We start from the raw sequence: 22298 nt of genomic DNA, 5'->3' as shown, positions 1-22298 counted from the left end.
ATGGGAACGGCCTGCGCCACCGGACCGGCTCACCCCGGCCCGCGTCCGACGCGACTTTCGGCACCTCCGCGCGACCAGCACCTGCCCCGCGAACGCACCGAAACCCACCCGGGCAGGACCCGGACGACCACCAGGCCAACCGAACCGCCACCCCACTCAACGCCACGACGTCCACACCGTCACCAGCAACGAACCCGGCAAACCAAACCTTGGAAAGAAGAAATCGACCAACCCTCGGCCGCGCCGCACAGGTTAAAGATCAAGCTCAGGGCATGCACTGGAAGTGGACGCTGCGGTGCAACCGTGGAATCAGCTGCTTGCACAACGCGCGGATCAGGCCGGTTGCCTGCCGGCCCGCTACACGCCGACGGCGGCGGCGCTCGCGTCCCAGAGGCGCGCCGCCGCGGCCGGGTCGCTGGCGTGCGGTGCCGGCGTGGTGAGCTTGTGCCCGACGTAGTAGCCGCCGTTGGTCAGCTCGGCGGCCGGGACGGTGGCCAGCCAGACCAGCAGCGCACCGGCCTGCTGCGGGGTGGTCAGGAACGGCGCGAACCGGTAGACGAGCCGGATCGCGCCCTCGCCGAAGTTGGAGCGCACGACCCCGGGGTGGAACGAGACGCTGGTGACGTCCGGCCAGCGGCGCGCGGCCTGCGCGGCGAACAGGATGTTCGCGGACTTCGCCGCCCCGTAGGCCCGCCCCCAGCTGAACTTCTCCGGGTCGCCGGCGAAGTCGTCCGGGTCCGGACGGCCGCGCGTGTGCACCCGGGACGCGGTGGAGATCACCCGGCCCCCGGTGAGCCGCTCCAGCAGGAGGTTGGTGAGCAGAAACGGGGCGAGGTGGTTGCCCTGGATGGTCGCCTCGTAGCCGTCCACCGTCCGCCGGTAGCCGCCGACCATGCCACCGGCGTTGTTCGCCAGCACGTCGATCGCCGGGTACGTCTCCGACAGGTACGCGGCGAGGTCACGCACCTCGGCGAGCCGCTCGAAGTCGGCCCGGAACCGCCCCGGCTCACGGCCGCCGCCCGCGGCCCGCACCTGCGCGACCGCGGCGTCCAGCCGCTCCACGGTGCGGCCGACGACCACCACCTGATCGCCCTGGGCGGCGAACTGCACGGCCGCCGCCAAACCCACACCGGAACTCGCGCCGGTGACCACGACAGTCCGCTCCATCATCGAAGTATCCCGCTATGGAGGGTGTCGCACGACCCGAGGCCCGGCGCCCGCCTGACCTTGCGTCAGTCCGCCGGCGGTGGCGCCGCGGTCTCGGCGGGGATCTGTTCGAACGTCTGCACCGTCCAGAACACGGCGAACAGGCCGGCCACGATGATCTCCAGCCAGAAGAGCGTGAAGACGCCGGTCAACCACAGCACCAGCAGCAGGACGGTGGCGCCGATCATCACCAGGGCGATGACGCTGTACCGGTTCCTGGGCAGCGTGGTGGGCGCCTGCCCGTCGACCGGCGGGCGTTCCTGCTGGTGCCGGCGGGCGTTGATGAACACCACCGCCAGGATGCAGCCGAACAGGCCGAAGGCGGCGACGTAGTGCGCGGTGTCGATGAACCGGTCCTCGGCCCCGACGAACACGCCCAGGGCCGCGGCGTAGACCAGGATCGCCACCAGGATGCCCAGCCAGGTCGACCTGCCGTGCCGGCCCGAGGGGCGCTCCCGCACCACGATGACGACGGTGGCGAGGATGCCCAGGCCGCCCAGCACCAGCAGCGCGAACATGTTGTTCTCCACGTTCGCCCGGGCGGCGGCCTCCAGCGCCCGCACCGACAGGCAGTCCACGCCGTCGGGCAGCTTGTCAGTGGCGACGCCGCACAGCCGCACCGCGGTGCGGAAGTCGTTGTCCCGGGAGGTGGGGACGATCGCGACCACGGCCGCGAACATGCCGCCGAGGTTGAGCAGCACGTCCTCGAGGTCGGTCGTCCCGCGCAGCGCGATCATGCACGCGCCGAGGCCGATCAGCGAGCCGACGAATAGGCTCTGCGCCGGCGTGTAGTAGTACGCGCTCACCGACGACAGCAGGTGCCAGCCCTGCTGGCCGGTCTGGTAGATCACCGACACGCCCAGGCCGATCAGGAGGGCGACCATGGCGATGCGTACGTAGCGGTACGACCTCGCCCACGTCTCATTCGGTAACGGACGCACCTGGCTCACCGGAGACCTCCCGTCGACGGGTCACCGCACGGACGCGTTGCGTACATCCCACGGCTGAGAGCAAGGTGCTCCGCCACCGGTTCGGCGTCCAGCGTCGTGTCCGCAAGCCGACGCTCGTTCACGGGATCGTGTAGACGGTGGCGGTGAACGGGCCGCCGGTGGTCCGAGTGACCGCCGCCGTCAGCACGGTCCCGTCGCTGCACGCCTTCGGGGTCAGCAGGACCGCCTCGGGGCTGTCGGACGGCGGCTGCGGCACGCGCAGCACCACCTCCGGCGCGGCGCCCGGCCGCCAACGGACCAGTTCCTCGCCGTCGATCTCGCGTTTCCAGTACACGTAGCCGCCGCAGCCGATGAGGCTCTGCCCGCGCGCCACCCCGAGGTCCACGACGTGGGTGCCGTCGGTGGCGGTGATCGGCGAGGCGGGCTGCACCGCCGCGCCCGGCTGCTGGACCGTGCGCACGTGCCAGCCGCCGACGGAGGCCGTGTCGAACGTGTCGCAGGCGTCCGGCGCGATCGTGTACGGCACCCCGGCCCGGATGCCGCGCCCGACCCGGCACCCGCCGAACCCGGCGCCCTTGAACAGGGTCCAGGTGGCGCCGTGCTCGCCGCTGCGGACGTACAGGATGAACTGTCCCTCCGGCGCGCACTCCACCGTGCGGCCGCGCATGGTGCCGAGGTCGACCTCGCCGACGCAGTTGCTGAACCCGCCGCCGACGCCGGCGCTGTAGATGTACCTGCCGTCCGCGCTGACGGTCGCCTGCGGGCCGTAGCGCGACAGTGGCGGCGCGCCGGGCACCTCGGCGACATTCACGGCCCGCCCCGTGGCCAGGTCGTGAATGACGCCGCGGGCCCCGCCCTTCGCCCCTTCCGGTGACTCGACGTCCTCGTCGACCAGCACGACGACGTCGCCGTACAGTGCCGCGAAGTCCGTCTGGAACCGCCGGTCCGGCACCTGGTGGCGCAGCACGACGCCACCGCCGTCGGTCCCGGCGCCGGTGCCGCGCCGTTCGACGACGACCGAGCGGGTGTCGCGCGGGTCGGGCCGCACCACGTACTTCGCGCTGACCGCGAAGACGCCGCTGAAGTCCTGGCTCGGCCACACCCCGGCGATCGGCCACCGGCCGGCCGGAGCCGCCGACGGCGTGTGCACCGCCGGCGGCTCCCCCCGTTCGGCCGGTTGCTCCGGCGTGCAGCCGGCCGCCAGTACCGCGAATGCCAGCACCGCCAGGCCGGGCCGCCGGACCGCCATCGGTTTCCTCCCCTGCCCTCAGTACGCGATGTTGCGCTGGCCGGTGTTGGCCAGGTTGGCCTTGCGGACGTTGGTGATGGTCTCGGTCGCGAACAGCGAGGGGTAGACGTAGTTCTGCGCCGCGCCGCCCGCCGGTTCGAAGATGCTGATGTTGCCGCCGTTGATGTAGTAGCCCTCACCGACGTCGAAGTGCCCCGAGGTAGTGCCGGGGTAGTACGACGAGACGGCCGGGCTCAGCTTCGGATGCAGCTGCACCGGGGACCGGCGGTCGACGATGTGGTTGCGCATGATGCGCGCCCAGTCGGCGTCGGTCCAGCTGGTGATCGAGATGACGATGTACTTCCCGGCGTAGTCGGTGCGGTCCCAGTTGGTGTAGGTGTTGATGGCGTCCTTCAGGTCGTAGACGTAGGTCGAGCCGCCCGGCCCGACGTTGAGCACGTCCGCCCAGTAGGCCTGGTTCTTGTTGTTCGGCGACACCGGGTCGTTCCAGGCGAACGCCTGCAACGAGGTCGGGCCGCAGTAGTAGCCGGTCTCCTGCTTCTTCGCCCGGTCGGAGCGGATCGTGTCGTAGAACGTCTGCGCGGCCAGCGACGTGGTGGCGGCCGTGGTCGTGGCGGACGGCGTCACCCAGGACGCGAACGCCGGGTAGCGGGTGGCGAAGTCCGCCGGCAGCGGCCGGCCCTTGGCGACGGCGTCGAAGTAGACCACCTTGCCGACCGCGGCCCGCGCCTCGGCCAGCTCCGCCTTCTCCACGGCCTCCCGGGTGGCCCTGGGCTTGCCGGCCCACCGGCGCAGCCCCGCCGCGAACGGCAGGTCACCGGTGCCGCCCGCGTCGGCCGCCGCCGCGGACACCTGCGACGTCAGCGCCGCCTGGTCGAAGCCCTCGGGCATCCAGCCCTTGTGCAGGCAGTACGTCATGCCGTCGATCGGCAGGCACCGCACGGCGAGACGCGCGAGCTCCGCGTCCGACGCCGACGCGAGCTGGGCGTCGCTCGGTGCCGCCGCGACGATCCGGGCGACCGCCGCGTCGAGCGTGGACACCGGCGCGGCCCCCGCGCCGGTCGGTGCGCCGGTCACCGCCGCGATCACCGCGGCGCCCGTGAGCGCGGCCAGGACCGTCCTGGCCCGAATGGATCGATGCGTCATTCCTCCCCTTCCGTAGAACCTGGGACGTGCAGCGTGGTGCGGGTCGTTCGGGGACCACGCTGGGCGGTGCGCGGGTTGACCGGTAGGTTGTGCGGCGCCGGACAAACAACGCCGGACAACCCCGTAGGACGACCATCAGCAGCGAGGTGACCGTGGGCCGGCCGGAGAAGCCCATCGACCCGCAGGCGGGCCCCGTGCAGCGGCTCGCGTGGCAGCTCCGGCAGCTGCGCGAACAGGCCGGCAGTCCCGGCTACCGGCTGCTCGCGCGGCGGGCGCACTTCTCCGCGAGCACCCTCGCCGAGGCGGCGAAAGGCGACCGGCTGCCGTCGCGGGAGGTGACCCTCGCCTACGCCGCGGCGTGCGGCGGGGACCCCGACGAGTGGCTCGCCCGCTGGACAGCCGCCGAGGAGGCCCTGGCAGGGCAGTCCGGGCCGCCCGCGCAGACCCTCGAACCGGTGCCGTACCGCGGGCTCACCGCGTATCGGGCCGAGGAGGCCGGCTGGTTCTTCGGCCGGGACGCGCTCGTCGAGCGGCTGCTGGCCAAGGTACGGCGGGTGCCGCTGGTCGCCGTTCTCGGCGCGTCCGGCGGCGGCAAGTCGTCGCTGCTCGGAGCCGGGCTGATCGGCACCCTCGCCAACGACCCGGGGTGGCGCACGATGCTGCTCACCCCGACCGCGCAGCCGCTGGAGGCGTTGTCCGGCGAGGTCGCGAAGTTGTCCGGCACCGACCGCGACCGGCTGCGCGAGGAGCTCGAGCGGGACCCGGCCGCCGCCGACGTCGCGATCCGCAGTGCCCTCGCCGCCGGCCCGCCCGGCGCCCGCGCGCTGCTCGTCGTCGACCAGTTCGAAGAGCTCTACACCAGCTGCACCGACCGGGCCGCCCGCCGCCGGTTCGTCGACGCGCTGCTGGACGTGAGCCACGGCCCGGACCGGCGCACCACGGTCGTGCTCGGGGTGCGCGCCGACTTCCTCGGCCACCTGGCCCAGCACGCCGAGCTGCTGGCCGCGCTCGGCGACGACGCCACCGTGCTGGTCGGCCCGGTCGGCGGCGCGGACCTGCGCGAGATCGTGACCCGGCCGGCGGCGCGGGCCGGGCTGAGCGTCGACACGGACCTGCTCGCGACGCTGCTCGCCGACGTCGCCGACGAGCCGGGCACGCTGCCGCTGGTCTCGCACGCGCTGCTGGCGACCTGGCAGCGGCGCACCGGGCCGGCGCTGACGTTGCGGGAGTACCAGGCGAGCGGCGGGGTGCGCGGCGCGATCGCGCAGACCGCCGAACGGGTCCACGCCGGCTTCGACGACGACGAGCGGCAGGCCGCCCGGCGGATCTTCGTGCGGCTGACCGCGCTCGGCGACGGCACCGAGGACACCCGGCGGACGATCAGCCGGGCCGAGCTGGACGGGATCGCCGACGAGACGGTCACCGGGCGGGTCCTCACGGAGCTGGCCGAGGCCCGGCTGATCGTGCTCGGCGACGGCACGGTCGAGGTCGCCCACGAGGCGCTCATCCGGGCCTGGCCGCGGCTGCACCGCTGGCTCACCGACGACCGCGCCGACCTGGCCGTGCACCGGCGACTGACCGGGGCGGCGCAGACCTGGGCGGCGCTGTCGAACGACGCCGGCGCCCTGTACCGCGGCGCGCAGCTGGTCGCCGCCCGCGGGCTCGCCGAGGACCGGCCCGGCGAGCTGAACCGGCTGGAGCAGGCGTTCCTGCGCGCCAGCAACGTCTGGGCGGAGGCCGAGCAGCGCACCGCCCGGCGCCGCGCCCGGCTGCTGCGCCGGCTCGTCGCCGGCGTGGCCGCGCTGCTGGTGCTGGCGCTGCTCGGCGGTGGCATCGCCGTGCGGCAACGGCAGGACGCCCGCCGGCAGGAGCTGGCCGCGCTGTCCGGCGAGTTGTCGCTGCGGGCCCGGTCACTGCTGGACACCGACCCCGAGCTGGCCGGGCTGCTCGCCGTCGAGGCCGCGCGGCTGCACCCGAGTGTGGAGAGCCGGGGCAGCGTGCTGAGCGCCGCCGCCGCACCGCGCCGCACCGAGCTCAACGTCGGTGGCCTGCCCATCGCCGCGGTCGCGTTCAGCCCCAGCGGTGCGCTGCTGGCCGCGTCCGCCAACGACGGCACGATCGGGCTCTGGGACCCGGCCCGCCGGGTGCACCTGGGCACGCTGCCCGCCCATCGGGGTCGCGCCGGCGGCATCGCCTTCACCGCCGACGGTTCGCGCATGGTGACGGCGGGCTTCGACGGCACCGTCGGATCCGTCGCCGTCTGGGACACCTCGACGCGTCAAGAGGTGGCCCGGTTCACCGAGGAGGCGATGACCTCGGCGCTCGCGTTCAGCCCGGACGGCAGCCGGGTGGCGGTCGGCGCACCGGGTGGGATCGCGCTGCACGACCTGCGCACCGGGCGGCGCACCGTCCTCGGTGGACACTCCGCGCCGGTCGCGTCGCTCAGCTTCAGCGCCGACGGGCGGTGGCTCGCGGCCACGGACGGCACCGGGCGGTTGTGGGACCTCAACGGCGCGCCCACGCCGGTCGACCTGCCGGGCGGGCCGGTCGCCGTGCTCGCCTTCGCCACGACCGGCACCGTCCTGGCCGGCTCCGCCGAGACCGACGGCGTGCGGTTGTGGGACGTCGGCAGCGGGACGCCGCGGCTGCTGCCGCCTCTGCCGGTCGACGGCCGCACCGCGTGGACGATCTCCGCGCCGTCGGCCGGGCGGCTCGCCGTCGCCGACGAGAACGGCGCGATCACCGTGTGGGACCTCGGCACCCGCCTGCCGCTGCGCACGTTCCAGGACCGGGGCCGCACCGAGACGGTCTCGGTCGCCCTCAGCGCCGACGGCACCATGCTCGCCTCCGCCGGGTTCAACGGCACCATCGTCGTGCGCGACCTGACCGCCGCCGCGTTCGGCGGCGCCACCGCGCCGGTCCGCGACCTCGCCGTCAGCCCGGACGGCACCGCGGTCGCGGCCGCCGGCAGCGACGGCGTGGTGCGGCTCTGGCACGCCGACGGCCGGTCGCTCGGCGCGCTCACCGGGCACCCCGACGAGGTCGCCGCGGTCGCCTACGACACCACCGGCCGGCAGCTCGCCGCCGTGACCCGGACCAGCGTCGTCACCGTCTGGGACGTCGCGCGGGGCGTCCACGCCGCACCGCCGTTCGCCGCCCGGCCGTCCGGCCCGTCGACCGACATCGCGTTCGCCCCGGACGGCGGGCTGCTCGCCACCGCGACGTTCGCCCCGGTCGTGTGGGATGTGCGGCACCTGGACCGGCCGGCGGACGTGACGGGGCGGTACCCGTCCCGCATCGTCACGTCGCTGGCCTTCACGCCGGACGGGCGGCGGCTGCTCGGTGCCAGCGTCGGCGGCTTCGTCAACACCTGGGACGCGAGCACCGGGCAGCAGCTCGGCCGGGTCAACACCGGCCAGCGGGCGGTCCAGTCCATCGCCGTCTCCCCCGACGGCACCCGCTACGCGACCGCCGGTGACAGCCGCACGATCAAGCTGTGGGACACGGCCACCGGGCAGCAGCTCGCCGAACTGGCCGGGCACACCGCGTCCGTGCAGGTGGTCGCGTTCAGCCGGGACGGGCGGCTGCTGGCCTCCGCCGGCGACGACCGGACCATCATCGTCTGGGACGTGGCCACCCGCCGGCCGGTGGCCCGGCTGAGCGGCCACGCCGGCCGGATCCGCGGCCTGGGGTTCACCACGGACGGGCTCGTCTCGGGCGGCGACGACGGCCGGCTGATCGGCTGGACGCTCGACGTGCGGGCGGCCGAGGAGCGGATCTGCGCGGCGGGCCGGGTGCTGAGCCGGGCCGAGTGGGCGGCGAACCTCGGCGACCGGCCGTACCGACCGGCCTGCGCCGCCCCCTGAGTCCGCCGCCGATCGTCCCCCGGGCGCACTCCGGTGCCCGGGGAACGTGACCCGAACTGGGCCGCCGGCCGACCGGTCGAACGACCGCATCCGGGGAATTGTCGCCCGCACCGGCAGCCGCGATGCTCGTTGGCATGCGCCATTTACGCGGCTGGTCCCTGCTGCTCGGCCCGGTCACAGCGGTCGCGGTCACGGCGGGATGCGGCACCACCACGGGGATGCCGGCGACTCCGGCCACGGCGGCCACCACATCGTCCGCCGCGGCGCAGCTGCCGGATCTGCACCCGGCCCAGGGCGACCTCACCGCCGCCCTGCTGGCCACCGCCGACCTACCGGGCGGATACACCACGATCGACGGCGGGGCCAGCCCGGCGGGGCAGCTCGGCGGCGGCGTGGAGCAGTGCGGAGCGGCCGGCGGCCCGACCACCGCGCCATCCGGCGCGTCCGCCGCCGCTCAGGTCTTCTTCCAGGGCGGGCCGATCGGCCCGTTCCTGACCGAGTCCGTGACGGTCACCGACGGCGCCCAGGCCCGCGAGTCGGTCGCCGCGATGGCACAGGCCGCCAGCCGGTGCGCGAACTTCACCGGCCAGGTGCCCGGCAGCGCGGCGACCATGCGCATGGCGATCGGTCAGCTCAGCGTCGGCGCGCTCGGCGACGCGACCGCCGCGGTGCGGGTCACCGCGACCGTCGACGGGTTTCCCGTGACGATCCACGCGCACCTCTTCGCGGTCGCGTACCGCGGCCTGCTCATGCTCGTCGTCCTCGCGCAGCTCGACGAGGTCAAGGCCGACGATGCCGAAGCCCTGGCCCGCAAGGCGTTCGAGAAGCTCCGCAAGCTCGGCGGGTGAGCCGTCACGGCGCCGACGCGCAGTAGCGCAGCAGGTTGCCGATGCCGGCCGCGGCCCGGTTCAGCTCGCGCAGGCTCAGGGCGGCGCCGGTGGCCTTGCCCAGGACCTGCATGGTCGGGTCGTCGGCGGCTTGCGCGGTCCGGGCGATGGCGGCGAGGTGACCGGCCGCGGTGCTGTCCGTGGCGCCGGCGATCGGCACGCTGCGGCTCAGCTCGAGCATCCGCGCGCACGCCTCGCCGCGGCGCATCGGCGGCACGGGGCGGCGCAGCTCACGGTCGACCTCCGTGACGTCGTAGGCGAGCCGGAGGTCCGCCACGGTCACCGGCACCAGCCACTCGCTGACCGCGAGCACCGCCACGGCGGCGACGACCGCACCGGCGCCGGCGCGAACCGCCACCGGGGCGACCCGGCGCCACCCCGCCCGCACCGGCCGCCCCGGCGCCGGCACCGGAGCGGGCGCGGGTGCGGGTCGTTTCGGCCGGTGCGACGCGAGCCGTCGCAGCCAGCAGCCGAGCGCCGCCGCCGGCAGGCATGCGAGCAGGAGGACGGCGTACAGGCCGAGCATCATCAACGCCAACGAGGCCTGGGGCGCGCGGTCGGATGCGTCCTCGCCCGGCAGGTGCCCCAACCCGGCGACCGTGGCGAGGAAGCCGCGACCGGTGGGCGCCGCCGAGGTCACGTGCAGGACCGCGCACAGCAGCAGGCCCGCCGCCACGGGCAGCATCAGCCAGCAGATGCGGGCCAGCACCGCCCACATGACACCGCGGCCTCCGGTACGCACGCCGAGGCCGAACGCCACGACGGCCGACACCACCACCGCCGGGAAGAACAGCAGGTAGGCGACCGGCCACAGCATGACCGGCCGCGGGTCCGACCAGGTCCGGACCACCGCGTCGTGCAGCAGCGCGTAGTCCGGGAGCACCACCAGCCAGTACCCGGCGAGCATCAGGCCACCGGCGACGGCGGCCGGGACCGGCGACGGCGCGTTCCGGCCGGCGGACGCCCCCATCCACCACAGCGCGAGCAGCGGCGCCGGCGAGGCCACCAGCAACGCAAGCGCGAGCACCAGGCCCTGACCGGCGGCGAGGTCGGCGGCGAGGAGGTCGAGCAGCCGGAACCAGGCCCCGACCCAGATCCCGGTGACGGCCGCCGTGCGGGTCAGCGCCCACAGGTAGGCCCCGGCGCCCCGGCCGGGCGGCGTGTGCAGCAGCCACCGCAGCACGCCCTGCATCAGCGCGGCCAGCAGCACGCCGGCGGCCAGCGCCGCGCCCGGCCGCTGCGTGACGAGCATGACGGGGCCGATGGCGCCCGGCACCTGCGGGGTGAGCAGGTAGCCGCCGAACACGCCGGCCGCGTACGCGATCGTGGCCGGCCAGGTGCGTGGCGGCGGCCCGACCGACACAGCCCGCCAGGCCGTCGCGCCGAGCACCGCCGCCGTGAGCCCCCCGAAGAGCGCCCCGCACACCAGGTCGGGCCCTGGTCCGCCGCCGGGCCAGGCGAGCACCGCCAGGTGGTGCGCGGGTGGGTACGCCAGCCCGGTCAGGGCCCCGGCCGCGCCGACCACCAGGACGTCGATCGCGAACAGCCGCCGGCTATCGCCCAGCATCGCCACCCGGTCGGCGACGGACGGGTGGTACCGTGCCCGCTTCCCGCCCTCGAACGCCCGCAGCGCCGCGATCATCGAGGGACGCGGCCGCACCCGCAGGTCGGCGTAGAACTCCCTGGTGCGCAGCACGGACACGCGCAGGACGAACAGCACCGCCAGCAACGCCAGGAGCCGAAGGCCGAACGTCACCAGCAGCACCGGGTTCCACCCGGCCAGGACAATGAACGGCAGGACGACGACAGCGACGAACGCCCGCCACACGGCGATCGTGAGGTAGGTCAGGTCGATGTCACGGTTGCGGATGTGGGCCAGCTCGTGCGCGATGATCGCGTCGCGGTGCGGCCCCTGGAGGTCCCTGAGCGCGATGCTCAGGGAGTACCTGCCGATCCGGCCGAACGCGCGGGTGACGTGGCGCGCCGCGTCGACGTGCACGGACACCCGGCGGCCGGGACCCAGCTCCCGCCCGACCGCGGCGGCCACCACCTCGGCGAGGGCGGGGTCGTGCAGCTCGATCGGGGTCACCTCGCGCCGGATGAGCACCGGGGTGAGCAGGTAGAGCACGATCGTGACCAGCACGAGCACGCCGACGAGACACCCGGCCGAGACGGCCGTGCGCAGATCCGCCCACGCCGCGCATTCGGTGTACCAGTCCAGCAGCCGGTCGGCGCCGACCCGGTCATGGATCCGCGCCGCCTCGACCGCGCAGCGCGTGTGTGCGGTGCCGACGACGTCGAGGTGCTCGAGCATCCACGTGTACACGTAACCGGCGCCGGTCAGCGTCGCTATCATCAGCAGCAGGAACCGGCCCGTCGTGGCCGCCGGCGACGCGAAGGGATCCGGCCCGGCGCCGGCGACCGCGGCGGACCCCGGCGGGCGCGGGCCGGTGTCGATCACTCCGGCCCGGCCGGCGGCTCGGCCTGGTTGAGCAGCTCCGGCAGGTGCGAGGTCAGCGCCGCGGTCAGCGCGGTCGCCACGAGCTGGGCGGTCTCCGCGTCGGCCCGATGCCCCACCATCCGGCGCACCGCCTCGCCGACCGCGGCGGCGTCACGGGCGGACAGCTGCGGCAGTGGGGTCGTCGCGCCGCGCGGCGCCGGCCGTCGCGCCAGCCTGCGCCGATATGCCCAGCGACCGACCCGGGAGGCCTGCTCGGTGAGCAGGTTCACCGCGACGCCCGCGGCGACCGCGTTGAGCGCGACGACGACGACCTGCACGATCAGGGGGCCGGAGTCCGCGCCGAGCGCCGCCGGCACGTGCGCGGTCCTGGACGTCGTGACGGCCCGCGTGATCGCCCGCCGGGTGGGTGCGCCGTGGTAGAAGCTGACCAGGACGACCGGCAGTTGGGGCAGCAGTCGCTCGTCGATGCTGCGCAGGATCTCTTCCGCGGCGGTCGCGACCGTCGGTGGCGGGTGCTCGGACATGGTTCGGGGTCTCCTTCCGGCGGGACCGGGGGTCAGCGGACCTGGAGCTGCTGCTGCACGAGATCCGCGATGGTCTGGCCGATGGCCAGCGCCGTGGCGTCGGCGTCGGTGCCGTCGAAGTACCGTGGCGCGGCGTTCGGCAGCGCCACCGACCAGTCCGCTGGCACGACGATCGACGGGTCGGGCACCAGCAGCCGCACGTGGGCGACCCGGTTGGCGGCGAGCAACGCCTTCGAGTCGTCGGCCGACGCGGGCAGGTCGTTGAGCTGACCGTCCGACAGCAGCACCAGCGCGGTGCGGCACTTCGTCTTCGGGAAGGCCGCCGCGGCCTCCAGGAGCGGCTGGAGCAACGAGCCGTCGCTGACCGACGCCGCCGCGCCGGGCGAAAGCGTCTTCGTCGCCCGCACCGGCTGCTGCCGCACCCCGACGCTGCCGGCGAAGTCGACGACCGCGACCTGGTCGGTGTCCTTCAGGTTCTTCGGCACCCAGGTCAGCAACTGCCGCAGCGCGGCGTCCCGGTAGGTGGCGTAGGACCCCATCGACCCTGACACGTCCAGGGCGACGATCAGGCGGATGCAGCTCGAGGTGCGACCGGGTGGCAGTTTCCATCCTTCGATCCGCGACGGCGGCGCGGCCGGCGACGGCGGGGGCGGTGGGGGCGGCGACGTGGTCGGCGCGGCCGACGGGCTCGGCGCGACCGACGGCGCGATCGACGGCGAGGCGGACGGGGACGCGGGCGCCAGCGCCTCCGGCCGGGGCTTCGGGTCGGGCCTGGTGCCGAACCAGGTGAACAGTCCCGCCAGCAACAGCAACGGCAGCAGCGCCAACGCCACCCGGCGCGCGGTGTCATAGGGGGCGAGCCGGCCCTGACGCAGCAGCGCCGGACCCCGTTGCAGCCGGAGCATGTCCTGACCCCCTACGGCTGTCGGTGGTTGTTGACGACCGCCACCGGCTCGGTCGCATCCACGATCGGGTCCGCGGTCGCATCCGGTCGCTGCAGCGGCAGCGGCACCGTCGGCAGGGTCGGCGCCGGCGGCTTGCCGGCCCGCTCCTGCACGCGCATGAGCCGGCCGCGCAGGCTGTCGATCTGACCCGACACGCCTTGCCGGTCCTGCGGCTGGAAGTGCGCCAGCGTGTCGATGGCGTCCTCCACCGCCCGCAGCGGCCCCAGCGCCAGCTGACCGCCGAACAGGTCCAGCTGCTCCGAGTCCGGCACCCGCAGCAGCGACGCGTCGACGCCGTCGCGGTGGGCGCCCCTGGCCTGGTTGAGCGGGTCGCGGGTCGGGGTCTCGGCCTCCGCACGGTTGTCGCTGATCATCGTCGCGCCGATCGCGACGATCCGCTCGCACAGGTTGAGCTGCGCCTGGATCTCGTGCCGCAGCTCGATCCAGACCTTGGCGTGGGTGGCCGCCGAACGGATGTAGCGCTGCCGCAGCTTCCGGAACGCCCGCATGCGCCGGCTGGTCTGGGTGCGGATCTCCGAGGGCAGGAAGACGCGGGCCGCGATGTCACCGACCAGGATGACCACGAACATCCACGCCATCGGCCAGGCCGGGATCACGGTGAGCGCGCCGAACGTGTCGTTCGCCGACGCGAACCGGTTGTGCACCAGCAGGAGCGTGGCGGTCGTCGCCGCGATCGCGATCACGGCGGCGACCATCGTGCCGAGCCGCTCACGCCGCCCGATTCCCTCGTAGTCCATGACCCACCGGTGGCCGAGCCGGCCGAGCACCCGCGCGGCCAGGACCCCGGCCGACGGCAGGAACAGCGCCAGCAGGAACGCGGAGATGCGGGGGATGCCGTACCACGGCACCCGGCGGTCGATGTCGGCGGCGAACGTCCCGTACCAGAAGACGACCTCGACGACGAGGAAGACCGTCTCCACGACCGTCAGGGTGTGCTCGCCGATCAGCGGCCGGTGCGGATCGAAATCCTCGGCGAACCGCTTGGACCGGCCGGTGAGGAACCGCCGGATCCTGCCCCTGGCCGGTGCCGGCTCCTCTGCCGGCGGCTCCCCCGGCACGGGCGCGTGCCAGTGCCCGCTCCACTGCGCCTCGTCCTCGCTCTGCTGCAGGTCGTGCCAGGCGACGGTGGCGTCGCGGGCGGCGTCGACCACCGCACGTTGCCCCTTCACCAGCCGGGCGGCCCGGCGACGGTCGGTGGCAGCGAGCGTCTGGTCGACCTGGATGAGCACCGACAGCTCGGCGTTGGTGACGCCCGGGCCGGCGACCTCCGCGCCTTTGCGGACCTCTCGCTTGAGCTCCACCCGGCGCCGGCCGACGACCCCGCCGAAGAACGCACCGAGGGCGTCGAAGAAGCGGGACATCAGCGGGCGCATCCCTTCGGCCCGATGACGATCACGACCCGGCGGTTCTTCGCCGCGGCCGCCTCGTCGTGCACGTTGCCGACGATCTCCGGTACGGCCGGACGCGACGACCCGTAGCCCTCAGTGGTCAGCCGCGACCGGTCGACGCCCAGCTGCACCAGCCGGCCGGCCACGGCTTCGGCCCGCTGCCGGGACAGCTTCAGCTGACCCTCCTGCGTGCCGTAGTTCGCCGTGTGACCGGCGACGACCGCGACCCAGTCGGCATGGCCCTTGAGCGTGTTCGCCACGTCGCTGAGGACCGTCCCGGTGTCCTGCTGCAGCGCGGCGCTGTTCGGGCTGAACAGCAGCGCCGTGGGCACCGTGATCTCCGTGCCGCAGCCGTTGGTCGTCTCGGTCGCCTTCGGCAGCTTCACCTCGTCCGCCGGCATGCCGGACGGCGCCGGGGTCGCGCTGCCACCGACCCGCGCGTCGAAGGTGACACTCGCCCCGGCGGCGCCGAGAACCGCTGTCCACACGCCTTCCAGGGACGTCCGCAACGCCTGCGGCAGCACGGTGCCGGTCTCCCCGAGCCCGGACCACACCACGGTCTGGCCCTGCAGGGTCGGCGGCAACGACTTCGCGTTCTTGATCGTGTCGGCCAGCATTTTCGGGTCGCTGTCAAAACCGGACCGGTTCAGGTCGAGATCGCCGGTGTTGGCGAGCCCGTCGGAGATCACCAGCAGTTTCTTGGGATTCTCCCGGGACGCCGCACCCAATGCGCCGAGAATGTCGCTGCCCGCGGCCGTCGGCAGCATCCGGTCCTCGTGCACCCAGAGACCGACGCACTCCAGCATCAGTTTTCGCGCATTGTCGGCGACCTGGGAATCGACGCCCGGCCGCGGGTCGAGTGCGACGACCCGCCCGACCGTCACCGCCTCACCCGCGCCGTGCACGGCCACCATCACCAGCTTGTTGCCGGCGACCTGCGCCTCTTTCAGCGCGCCCTGGACCGCCGGTGGCAGCTGTCCCCGCGCCGCCGACGCGGTGTTGTCCACCACCAGCGCCGTCGTCTCGGCCTTCTCGCCCGGCTTGATCTCCGCGGCGTCGGCGCACTGCGCCGCCGTCACCTCGCCTTTCTTTCCCGATTCGGCGGCGCTGTTGCCGTCACTGCCGCAACCCACCACCATCACCGCGGCCGTCGCCATGACCGCGCTAAGGACCCAGTTCGACTGAGCTTTCACCGCTGTGTCCATCCCCTTGGTTCGAATCTTGAAATGCACAGGTGTCCATGCACTGCAACATCCCGACCAATGGCACAACAACAGCATTCCCCCGGCAGAGCAGGCCCCGGCCGAAAAACGGTCCGTAACGACGGTTACCGCACCGACCCTGTAGTCGGCGCTGTTCAGGAACCGGCGCCACAATGGCAGACAATGCGCGCCAGGTGCCGCCTGAACGGACGAATTCGAACGCCATCCGCCGACTCGCCCCAGGGTCTGCACCCGCGACGACCAGATCGAGCCGATCGGGTGGCCCGCCGGTCGAACTCCGCCAACCAGCCTTCGGCGGCTACGCTGTCGCCAGCACCCGCCAAGCTCGACGGGAGTAGCCGCCGATGAGCGAACCGGAAGCCATCTTCGACTGCCGACCGAACCTCCTGGTCAACGATCTGCGGGCCAGCCTGGAGTTCTACCGCTCCCGCCTGGGCTTTCACGTCGGTTGGCACTGGTCCGACCGCCAGTCCCGGTTCCTGCAGGCCGACGAGCCTGCCGAACCAGGCGAACCCGGGACCGCGCTCGTCGGCCGGGACCAGGCCCAGATCATCCTGACGCAGGCCACGGGCGTCCACACCACCCGGCTGCATCTCGACGTCCACACATCAGCGCAGGTAGACCAGCTGTTTCAGGAATGGGCAGACCACGGGGCGGTGATTGCCGAGCCTCCCACGTTGCGTCCATGGGGAATGTACGAAATGCGCCTGCACGACCCAGACGGACACGTCCTCCGTGTCAGCGCCCCACCAGCCGTCACGAACAGTTGACCCGGGCTGTCGTCCTAGTCGGGCCTGATCGAAGTCGGCCGGAAGTCGATGGCCAGCACGCCGTCGTCGGTGGCGAGGATGGCGCTGCCGTCCAGGACGGTCATGGCTTTGATCGGATAGCCGATGCGGGCGAGGCCGGTTTCCCGCCGGCCGATCGGATCCCACCGGCGCACGCTGGTGTCCTCGCAGGCCAGGACGATGCTCGGCGTTCCGTCCGCGGCGTGGTCGACGGCCATGGCCAGCACGCCGCTGCCGACGCGCCAAGGCTCGGCGGTCTGCGTGCCCGAGGTGTCCCACAGCCGCAGGTGACCGTCGGCGCCGCCGGAGACCAGCACGGTCGACCCGGCCGGGTACGCGACGGCGACGACGGCCCGCACCCAGCCGGTGTGACCCCGCCAGGGGCCGTCCGAGGTGGCCGCGCCGTCGGGGTCCCATTGCCACAGTCGCAGCGTGCCGTCGGCTGATCCGGACGCGACGGCGTCCGTGCCGTCGGGCAGGGGCACGGCGGTGAGCGCCCACACCGCGCCGAGGTGGCCGGTCCAGGCTGCGCCGACCTGAGCGCCGGCGACCGGGTCCCAGAGGCGGACCGTCGAGTCGCTGCCACCGGTGACGATCAGGGAGCGCCCGTCGGCCGCGGTGACCTCGACCGCGACCCGGACCTGGCCGGTGCCGGCGGTCTGGACGACCCGGTCCTCGGTGCTGCCGTCCCAGATCCGCAGCGTGTAGTCGCGGCCGACCGACATGAGCCGGCCGTCGGCCAGCGCGACCAGTGACAGCACCGCGTCCGGGTGGGCGGTCCACTGGGCCAGTTGCCCGGCCGTGTCCGGCTCCCACTGCCGGATCTCGCCGTCGTTGCCGCCGGTCACCACGGTCGGGGTCGCACCGGGGCGGGTGCGCACCGCCACCGCGAGCACCTCACCGATGTGCGGGTCGTGGATCCGGTCCGTCGCCGCCGTGGGGTCCAGGGCCGGATCCCACAGCCGGACGGTGCCGTCGCCGCCGGCCGAGACGACCAGCCCGCCTCGTCCCGCCCGGGGCGCGCCGACCAGTGCCGTGATGCGTTCGGTGTGCCCGGTCCACGGTCGCCCGACGGGCCGGCCGTCGGCCGGGTCCCAGAGCCGCAGGGCGTTGTCGCCGCCGGCCGCCACCACCATCGTGCGGCCGCCCGCGGCGACGGTCGTCAAGGCTTGGACCGCGCCGCTGGACGGGTCCTCCCAGTCGACGCCGACCTGCGTGCCGTCGGCCGGATCCCAGCGGCGGATGACGCCGTCACTGTCGCCGGAGACGATGTGCAGGGTGCCGTCCTCGGCGGGCAGGGTGGTGACGGCGACGACCGGCGCGTCATGGCCCGTCCACTGCCGGTCGTGCGCGGGGTCGGCCGGGTCCCAGATCGCGATGCCGCCCCGCTCGTCGCCGGTGACGACCCGGATGGAGCCGTCCGGCGCCGCGAACGTCGCCAGTCCCCGGGACGTGCGCGCGTCCCGCCGCGCGGCGCCGATCTCGGCACCTGACTGCACGTCCCACACGCGCACCCGCCGGTCCTTGTCCCTCGACACCGCCCAATGACGGCCGTTGCCGTCGCCGCCGACGGCCAGGGCGAGGACGGCGTCGCCGGCGGCCAGCCATTCCTGTTGCTGGCCCGTGCCGAGGTCCAGGGTGAACAGGGACCCGTCCACGGCGCCGCACACCAGCAGCGACGCCGTCGCGGCGGGCCGGCTCACCGCGGCGATCGCCCAGATCGCCGGGCCGGCCCGGCGGGTCCACGGCCCGTCGATCGGCTGGGTCGAGCTGGGGTCCCAGAGCCGCACCGTCCGGTCGACCGACGCGATCGCCGGGTGCCCGTCGGCGTAGGTCACCACGGCGATGCCCCGGATCGCGCCGGTGTGCCGGCCGATGGTGCCCTGCAGGATCCGGCGGTTGAGCGCCGACCAGCGCAACCACCAGGCCGCGTCGGGGGTGGGCAGGTCCACGGCGTGGCCGACCTGGACCGTGCCGATCTGCCGGAGCCCGCACCGGTCCGTCGGCCTGGCCCCGGCCATGTGGTCGCGCATCACGGCCGTGCCGGCGATCGCCGCCGGCTGCTCACCCAGCCTGGGGCTGAGCGCGTGGGCGGCGATACTGTCCGGGTCGAGCCGGTCGAGCACCCTGGGATGATCGGCCAGCAGTTCCCAGGCTGCCTGACTGTCCGCCGCGTAGTCGGCGAGGTGCCGCACCAGGTAAGGGTTCGACTCAGCGGTCGGGAGCTGGTCATCGGGGAGGAACGCCTGCACGAGGGCAAGCCGCCCGTGCTGCGTCACCAGCGGCGACAGCAGTTCGGCGAACGTGCGGTGCGCGAGCCGGTAGACGGTCTGCCCGGACTCCGCGTCGATGATGATGTGCGGCGCGGCCAGCTGCAGCAGGGCGTCGGCGTCCTGCACCGTCGCCTGCTCGTCCGGGCGGTCGGCCAACGCGTTGGCGATCGTGGTCCAGGTCCCGCCGCTCACGGGCAGGCCGCGGCCTTTGGCCACCGACAGGGCGAGCAGGAGCGGGCGGTTGACCGGCGACGCCTCGACGAGCCGCTGGACGGCCGCGCTGAACAGCTCCTCGTAGCTGCGTCCCAGCAGGTCGAGCAGCTCCGCCTCGCGGCGCGCGGTCAGCGGGCCGGGCGTCGCGAGGATCTCGTGCACCGCCAGCCGTGCGTAGAGGAACTCCCGCGAGTCCGCCGTGATCGTCGCGACGACGTCGGTGATCAGCTCGTCGGTGACCGTGCCGGCCGCGGTCAGCCGGTCCTGGACGTAGTCGCCGACCGCCGCGCCGTCGTAGGCGATGTCGAGGGGCTCGGCCCCGTCGGGCAGCAGGGCGTCGAGGATGTCCCGGTTCCGGGTCGGCGGCAGGTCGGGGCCCTCGCGGGTCGACCGGCGGGTGCCGACCACGACCCGGGTGTGCGGGAGCGCGCTGAGCGGCACCAGCAACCGCCGGGCGATCGGGATCGGCTCCGCCGCCTCGTCCAACCCGTCGAAGAGCAACGTCACCGGCGCGGCGGCGGCCCGGAAGCGCGCGGCCAGCTCCCCGAGCAGCCAGCCGACGGAAGGGTCGTCGTCACTGGTCAGGCCCGCACGTCCGGGCGGCGCGGTCAGCTCGAAGGTCCTGGCGAGCCGGTCGACCAGATCCGACACGGTCGCGCCGGTCAGCAGGATCGCCGCCGTGAACACATGGTCGGGTGGGTTACGGCCGGACGAGATCGGCTTGAGCAACCCGTTGCGGGTCAGCAGGTCGCGCAGCTCCGGCTGCGAGTACGTGAGCAGCTGACCCAGCAGCGCGGACTTCCCGCAGCCGGGTGCGCCCGTCACCACCAGCAGACCCTGGTCCTGCTCGGCCAGCCAGTCGACGATCCGTGCGGTCTCGCCCGACCGCCCGTGGAAGAACCACATCAGCTCGCCGGTCTCGGCGCTCTGCGCCTTGGGCAGGAAGTGCCGGCGCTCGTCATCGGTGAGACCGCTGCGGACCCGCTCGAGTTCGGCCTGCACATCGAGGGTCACCCGCAAGAATCGCTGGTCCCGCCGGAGAACGTCCAGCGGCGTCAGCCCGATGGGAAGTGCGACGCTGCCGGTGAGGACCCGCGTCAGCTCCTCGCCGAGGCTGGTCAGTTCGATCACGTTCTGGCTGCCGACGACCGTCCGGAAGAAGATCTCCAGCGCGTCGGTGAACTCGCCGAGGTTCGTGGTGTCGTGCCCCGAGACCCCGACCACCAGGACCCGGTCGGGGCACTGGTCGTCCATCGTGTTCAGCCGCGCCGCGACGTGCCGGGCGAACTTCTTCGACTTGCACGTGTCGATGACCACGATCAGCCACGCGTCGGACCGGTTCGGGTGGCTGGCCCAGGCGGTCACCGCCGCCGCGATGTCGTCCGGTGACACGCCTCGCCAGCCGACCTCGAAGGGGCTGCGGGCATGCGCCAGCGCGTGGTGTTTGCCGTCCGACCAGCCGTGTCCGGCCCAGTAGAGAATCGTGTGCTGGCTGCCGCCCGCGGTCGCCCAGGCGCCCAACCGGTCCTCGACCGCGTCGGCTCCCCGTTCGTCGATGTCGACGGCCCACGGCTCCGTCTCGACCAGGAACGGCGCCAGGATGCCGGCCAGGCGTTCCACCTCGGCCTGGACCTTCAGTTTGGCGAACCGCGCGTCACGGTAGATGCCGATGGGCACCGGAAACAGCACCGGCGGTTCTGCGGTCACGAGGCGGCACCGAGGGTCGGGTCGATCGCCAGCACGAACTGGTCCACGGTAGGTGCGCTGCCATTGCCGTCCACCTCCACCCGGTAGAGGCCCGGCGCGGGCAGCGTGATGTCGGCCTCGATCGCGCCGTCGCGCCGGACCAGGCCGACCCGGCGCGTGACGCCGGTGGCCGCGTCCTCGACCCGGCAGACCGCGTCGTCCGGCTTGTCGATCCCGCCGACCCGGGCCGTCACGGTCTCCAGCGGCGTCACCACGTCGGTGACGGCGAGGCTGAGCTCGCCGGCGCCCATCGGCGGGCCGAAGTGGTCGGGGTCGTGCTCGGTCAGGGTGGCCCGTACTTTCCGCAGCACCGAGTCCGTCTTGGCCAGCGCCGCGTGCTGCTGGGCGAACTCGCTGACGGCGGCCGCCTTGAGCGCCGCGCCGTCGCGGTAGACGGTGCCGTCGCCGGGTCTGGAGACGCCGGCGGACTGGCCGGCGTACATGCGTTCGTCCACGGTCACGACCCCGCCGGCCAGCCGGAGGCTCTGCGCGGTGGGCTGCTCGATGCCGATCACGGCGCGGTGCCCGCGCAGCCCGACGTCGGCGACGGACGCGTGCCAGGCCAGCGAGTCGGCCGCGAGCCGCCGGTCGCCGCCGAGCGCCTCCACCTCGGCCGGGCCGAGGCTGCGGGCGGTGTCGCCGTCGATGAGGCACCGGTAGGTCGGCAGCAGGTCGTGCACGCCCGGCAGGCTGTGTGCCAGCGCGGCGAGGCCGGCGTCGGCGTCGGGGCGCAGCACGGCGGTGAGCGGCCGCCGGGCCGGCAGCGGGAACGGGGCGCCGCGGCCGGTGTTCAGCAGCGCGGTCGCCTTGACCGCGCCGTAGAACGGGGTGCCGAGGGTGATGGTGGCGCGGATGTCGTCCAGCGGCGTGAACTCCTGGTGTGCCTGGCGGACCAGGAGGCCGCCCATGGAGTGGGCGATGAACACCAGCTGCGCCGGGCGGCCGTCCGGGTGGTGCCGGCGGGCCCGCTCGTGTGCCGGGTGCCGCCGCCACCGGTCCAGGTGCCGGCGGGCCGCCGCGGCCAGGAGCCCGCCGTTGTGCCGCACCGGCAGCCGCCAGTCGTACGGGAAGTCGAGGACGGCGGCCTGGTGTGCCACCGCGCCGGACACCATGGCCATCAGCTTGGTGTACGGCCCGAGACCGCCGAACGTCCGGAAGAAGGCCGGGAACTCGAGGAACTGGACCGGCCGGACCCGGTCGTAGGTGCCGCCCTGTTCGGCCTCGGTGAGCTGCAGGTCGGCCAGGCCGGCCCCGGTCGTCCAGGCCCGGACGTACCAGGACATGTCGCCCAGCCCCCAGATCACCCGCCGCGCCCGCGTGTCGTAGAGTTCACTTCCCATGATGCCGGGAACCACAACCACCGCGTCGTGCGTGATGTCGGGACGTCCGGAGCCATTGCCGACTGCCGATTCG

The 22298-nt window shown here is 73.9% G+C and carries 14 protein-coding genes and 1 pseudogene; 4 read left to right on the top strand and 11 right to left on the bottom strand.

The annotated features are described in order from the left end of the window. Positions 1 to 256 (top strand): annotated as a pseudogene (locus AB0K00_RS51880) (transposase); the annotation flags it as partial. Positions 257 to 357: 101 nt separating this feature from the next. Here the strand turns inward: AB0K00_RS51880 and AB0K00_RS51875 are convergent. From AB0K00_RS51875 to AB0K00_RS51860, 4 genes are all read right to left on the bottom strand, one after another. Beyond that, positions 358 to 1167 (bottom strand): SDR family NAD(P)-dependent oxidoreductase, encoded by an 810-nt coding sequence (locus AB0K00_RS51875; RefSeq protein WP_363538263.1) that lies wholly within the window; start codon positions 1165 to 1167, stop codon positions 358 to 360. Between the two features lie 65 nt (positions 1168 to 1232). Next, entirely contained in the window at positions 1233 to 2147 is a 915-nt protein-coding gene (locus tag AB0K00_RS51870) for a hypothetical protein (protein WP_363538262.1), read from the bottom strand. A 127-nt stretch (positions 2148 to 2274) separates the two neighbouring features. Then, complete coding sequence (locus AB0K00_RS51865; protein ID WP_363538261.1) at positions 2275 to 3405, bottom strand: hypothetical protein; 1131 nt, start codon at positions 3403 to 3405, stop codon at positions 2275 to 2277. A gap of 18 nt (positions 3406 to 3423) precedes the next feature. After that, the gene (locus AB0K00_RS51860; RefSeq protein WP_363538260.1) at positions 3424 to 4551 is read right to left on the bottom strand and encodes a C39 family peptidase; all 1128 of its coding nucleotides are present in this window, start codon (positions 4549 to 4551) and stop codon (positions 3424 to 3426) included. A gap of 146 nt (positions 4552 to 4697) precedes the next feature. Between AB0K00_RS51860 and AB0K00_RS51855 the strand changes: the two genes are divergently transcribed. Both AB0K00_RS51855 and AB0K00_RS51850 read left to right on the top strand, forming a co-directional pair. Next, positions 4698 to 8417 carry a hypothetical protein gene (locus AB0K00_RS51855; RefSeq protein WP_363538259.1) on the top strand — a complete coding sequence of 1240 codons (3720 nt, stop codon included), beginning with the start codon at positions 4698 to 4700 and terminating at the stop codon, positions 8415 to 8417. 134 nt (positions 8418 to 8551) lie between these two features. After that, complete coding sequence (locus AB0K00_RS51850; RefSeq protein WP_363538258.1) at positions 8552 to 9265, top strand: hypothetical protein; 714 nt, start codon at positions 8552 to 8554, stop codon at positions 9263 to 9265. 4 nt (positions 9266 to 9269) lie between these two features. Here the strand turns inward: AB0K00_RS51850 and AB0K00_RS51845 are convergent, their stop codons facing one another. Genes AB0K00_RS51845 through AB0K00_RS51825 form a run of 5 tightly spaced genes read right to left on the bottom strand, consistent with a single transcriptional unit; the run spans position 9270 to position 16018 of the window. After that, the gene (locus tag AB0K00_RS51845; protein WP_363538257.1) at positions 9270 to 11765 is read right to left on the bottom strand and encodes a M48 family metalloprotease; all 2496 of its coding nucleotides are present in this window, start codon (positions 11763 to 11765) and stop codon (positions 9270 to 9272) included. Further along, positions 11762 to 12289 carry a hypothetical protein gene (locus tag AB0K00_RS51840; protein WP_363538256.1) on the bottom strand — a complete coding sequence of 176 codons (528 nt, stop codon included), beginning with the start codon at positions 12287 to 12289 and terminating at the stop codon, positions 11762 to 11764. The genes AB0K00_RS51845 and AB0K00_RS51840 overlap by 4 nt, the downstream gene beginning before the upstream one ends. A 32-nt stretch (positions 12290 to 12321) precedes the next feature. Then, positions 12322 to 13194 (bottom strand): vWA domain-containing protein, encoded by an 873-nt coding sequence (locus AB0K00_RS51835; RefSeq protein ID WP_363538255.1) that lies wholly within the window; start codon positions 13192 to 13194, stop codon positions 12322 to 12324. An 11-nt stretch (positions 13195 to 13205) separates the two neighbouring features. Further along, positions 13206 to 14615 (bottom strand): hypothetical protein, encoded by a 1410-nt coding sequence (locus tag AB0K00_RS51830; RefSeq protein ID WP_363538254.1) that lies wholly within the window; start codon positions 14613 to 14615, stop codon positions 13206 to 13208. Beyond that, positions 14615 to 16018: an OmpA family protein gene (locus AB0K00_RS51825; RefSeq protein WP_363538253.1), complete on the bottom strand. Its 1404-nt coding sequence runs from the start codon at positions 16016 to 16018 to the stop codon at positions 14615 to 14617. Before AB0K00_RS51825 ends, AB0K00_RS51830 begins: the two co-directional genes overlap by 1 nt. Before the next feature lie 191 nt (positions 16019 to 16209). Between AB0K00_RS51825 and AB0K00_RS51820 the strand changes: the two genes are divergently transcribed. Beyond that, entirely contained in the window at positions 16210 to 16635 is a 426-nt protein-coding gene (locus AB0K00_RS51820; RefSeq protein ID WP_363538252.1) for a VOC family protein, read from the top strand. A 14-nt stretch (positions 16636 to 16649) separates the two neighbouring features. Here the strand turns inward: AB0K00_RS51820 and AB0K00_RS51815 are convergent, their stop codons facing one another. Both AB0K00_RS51815 and AB0K00_RS51810 read right to left on the bottom strand, forming a co-directional pair. Further along, a complete protein-coding gene (locus AB0K00_RS51815; protein WP_363538251.1) occupies positions 16650 to 20846 on the bottom strand; it encodes a hypothetical protein in 4197 nt (1398 codons plus the stop codon). After that, positions 20843 to 22225, bottom strand: coding sequence for a hypothetical protein (locus tag AB0K00_RS51810; RefSeq protein WP_363538250.1), 1383 nt, complete (start codon positions 22223 to 22225; stop codon positions 20843 to 20845). The genes AB0K00_RS51815 and AB0K00_RS51810 overlap by 4 nt, the downstream gene beginning before the upstream one ends. Positions 22226 to 22298: the final 73 nt, after the last annotated feature.

Source organism: Dactylosporangium sp. NPDC049525 (assembly GCF_040676755.1).
Taxonomy (GTDB): domain Bacteria; phylum Actinomycetota; class Actinomycetes; order Mycobacteriales; family Micromonosporaceae; genus Dactylosporangium.
Note: the sequence above shows the minus strand (reverse complement) of the source record. Positions and strands in the feature narration are given on the sequence as shown.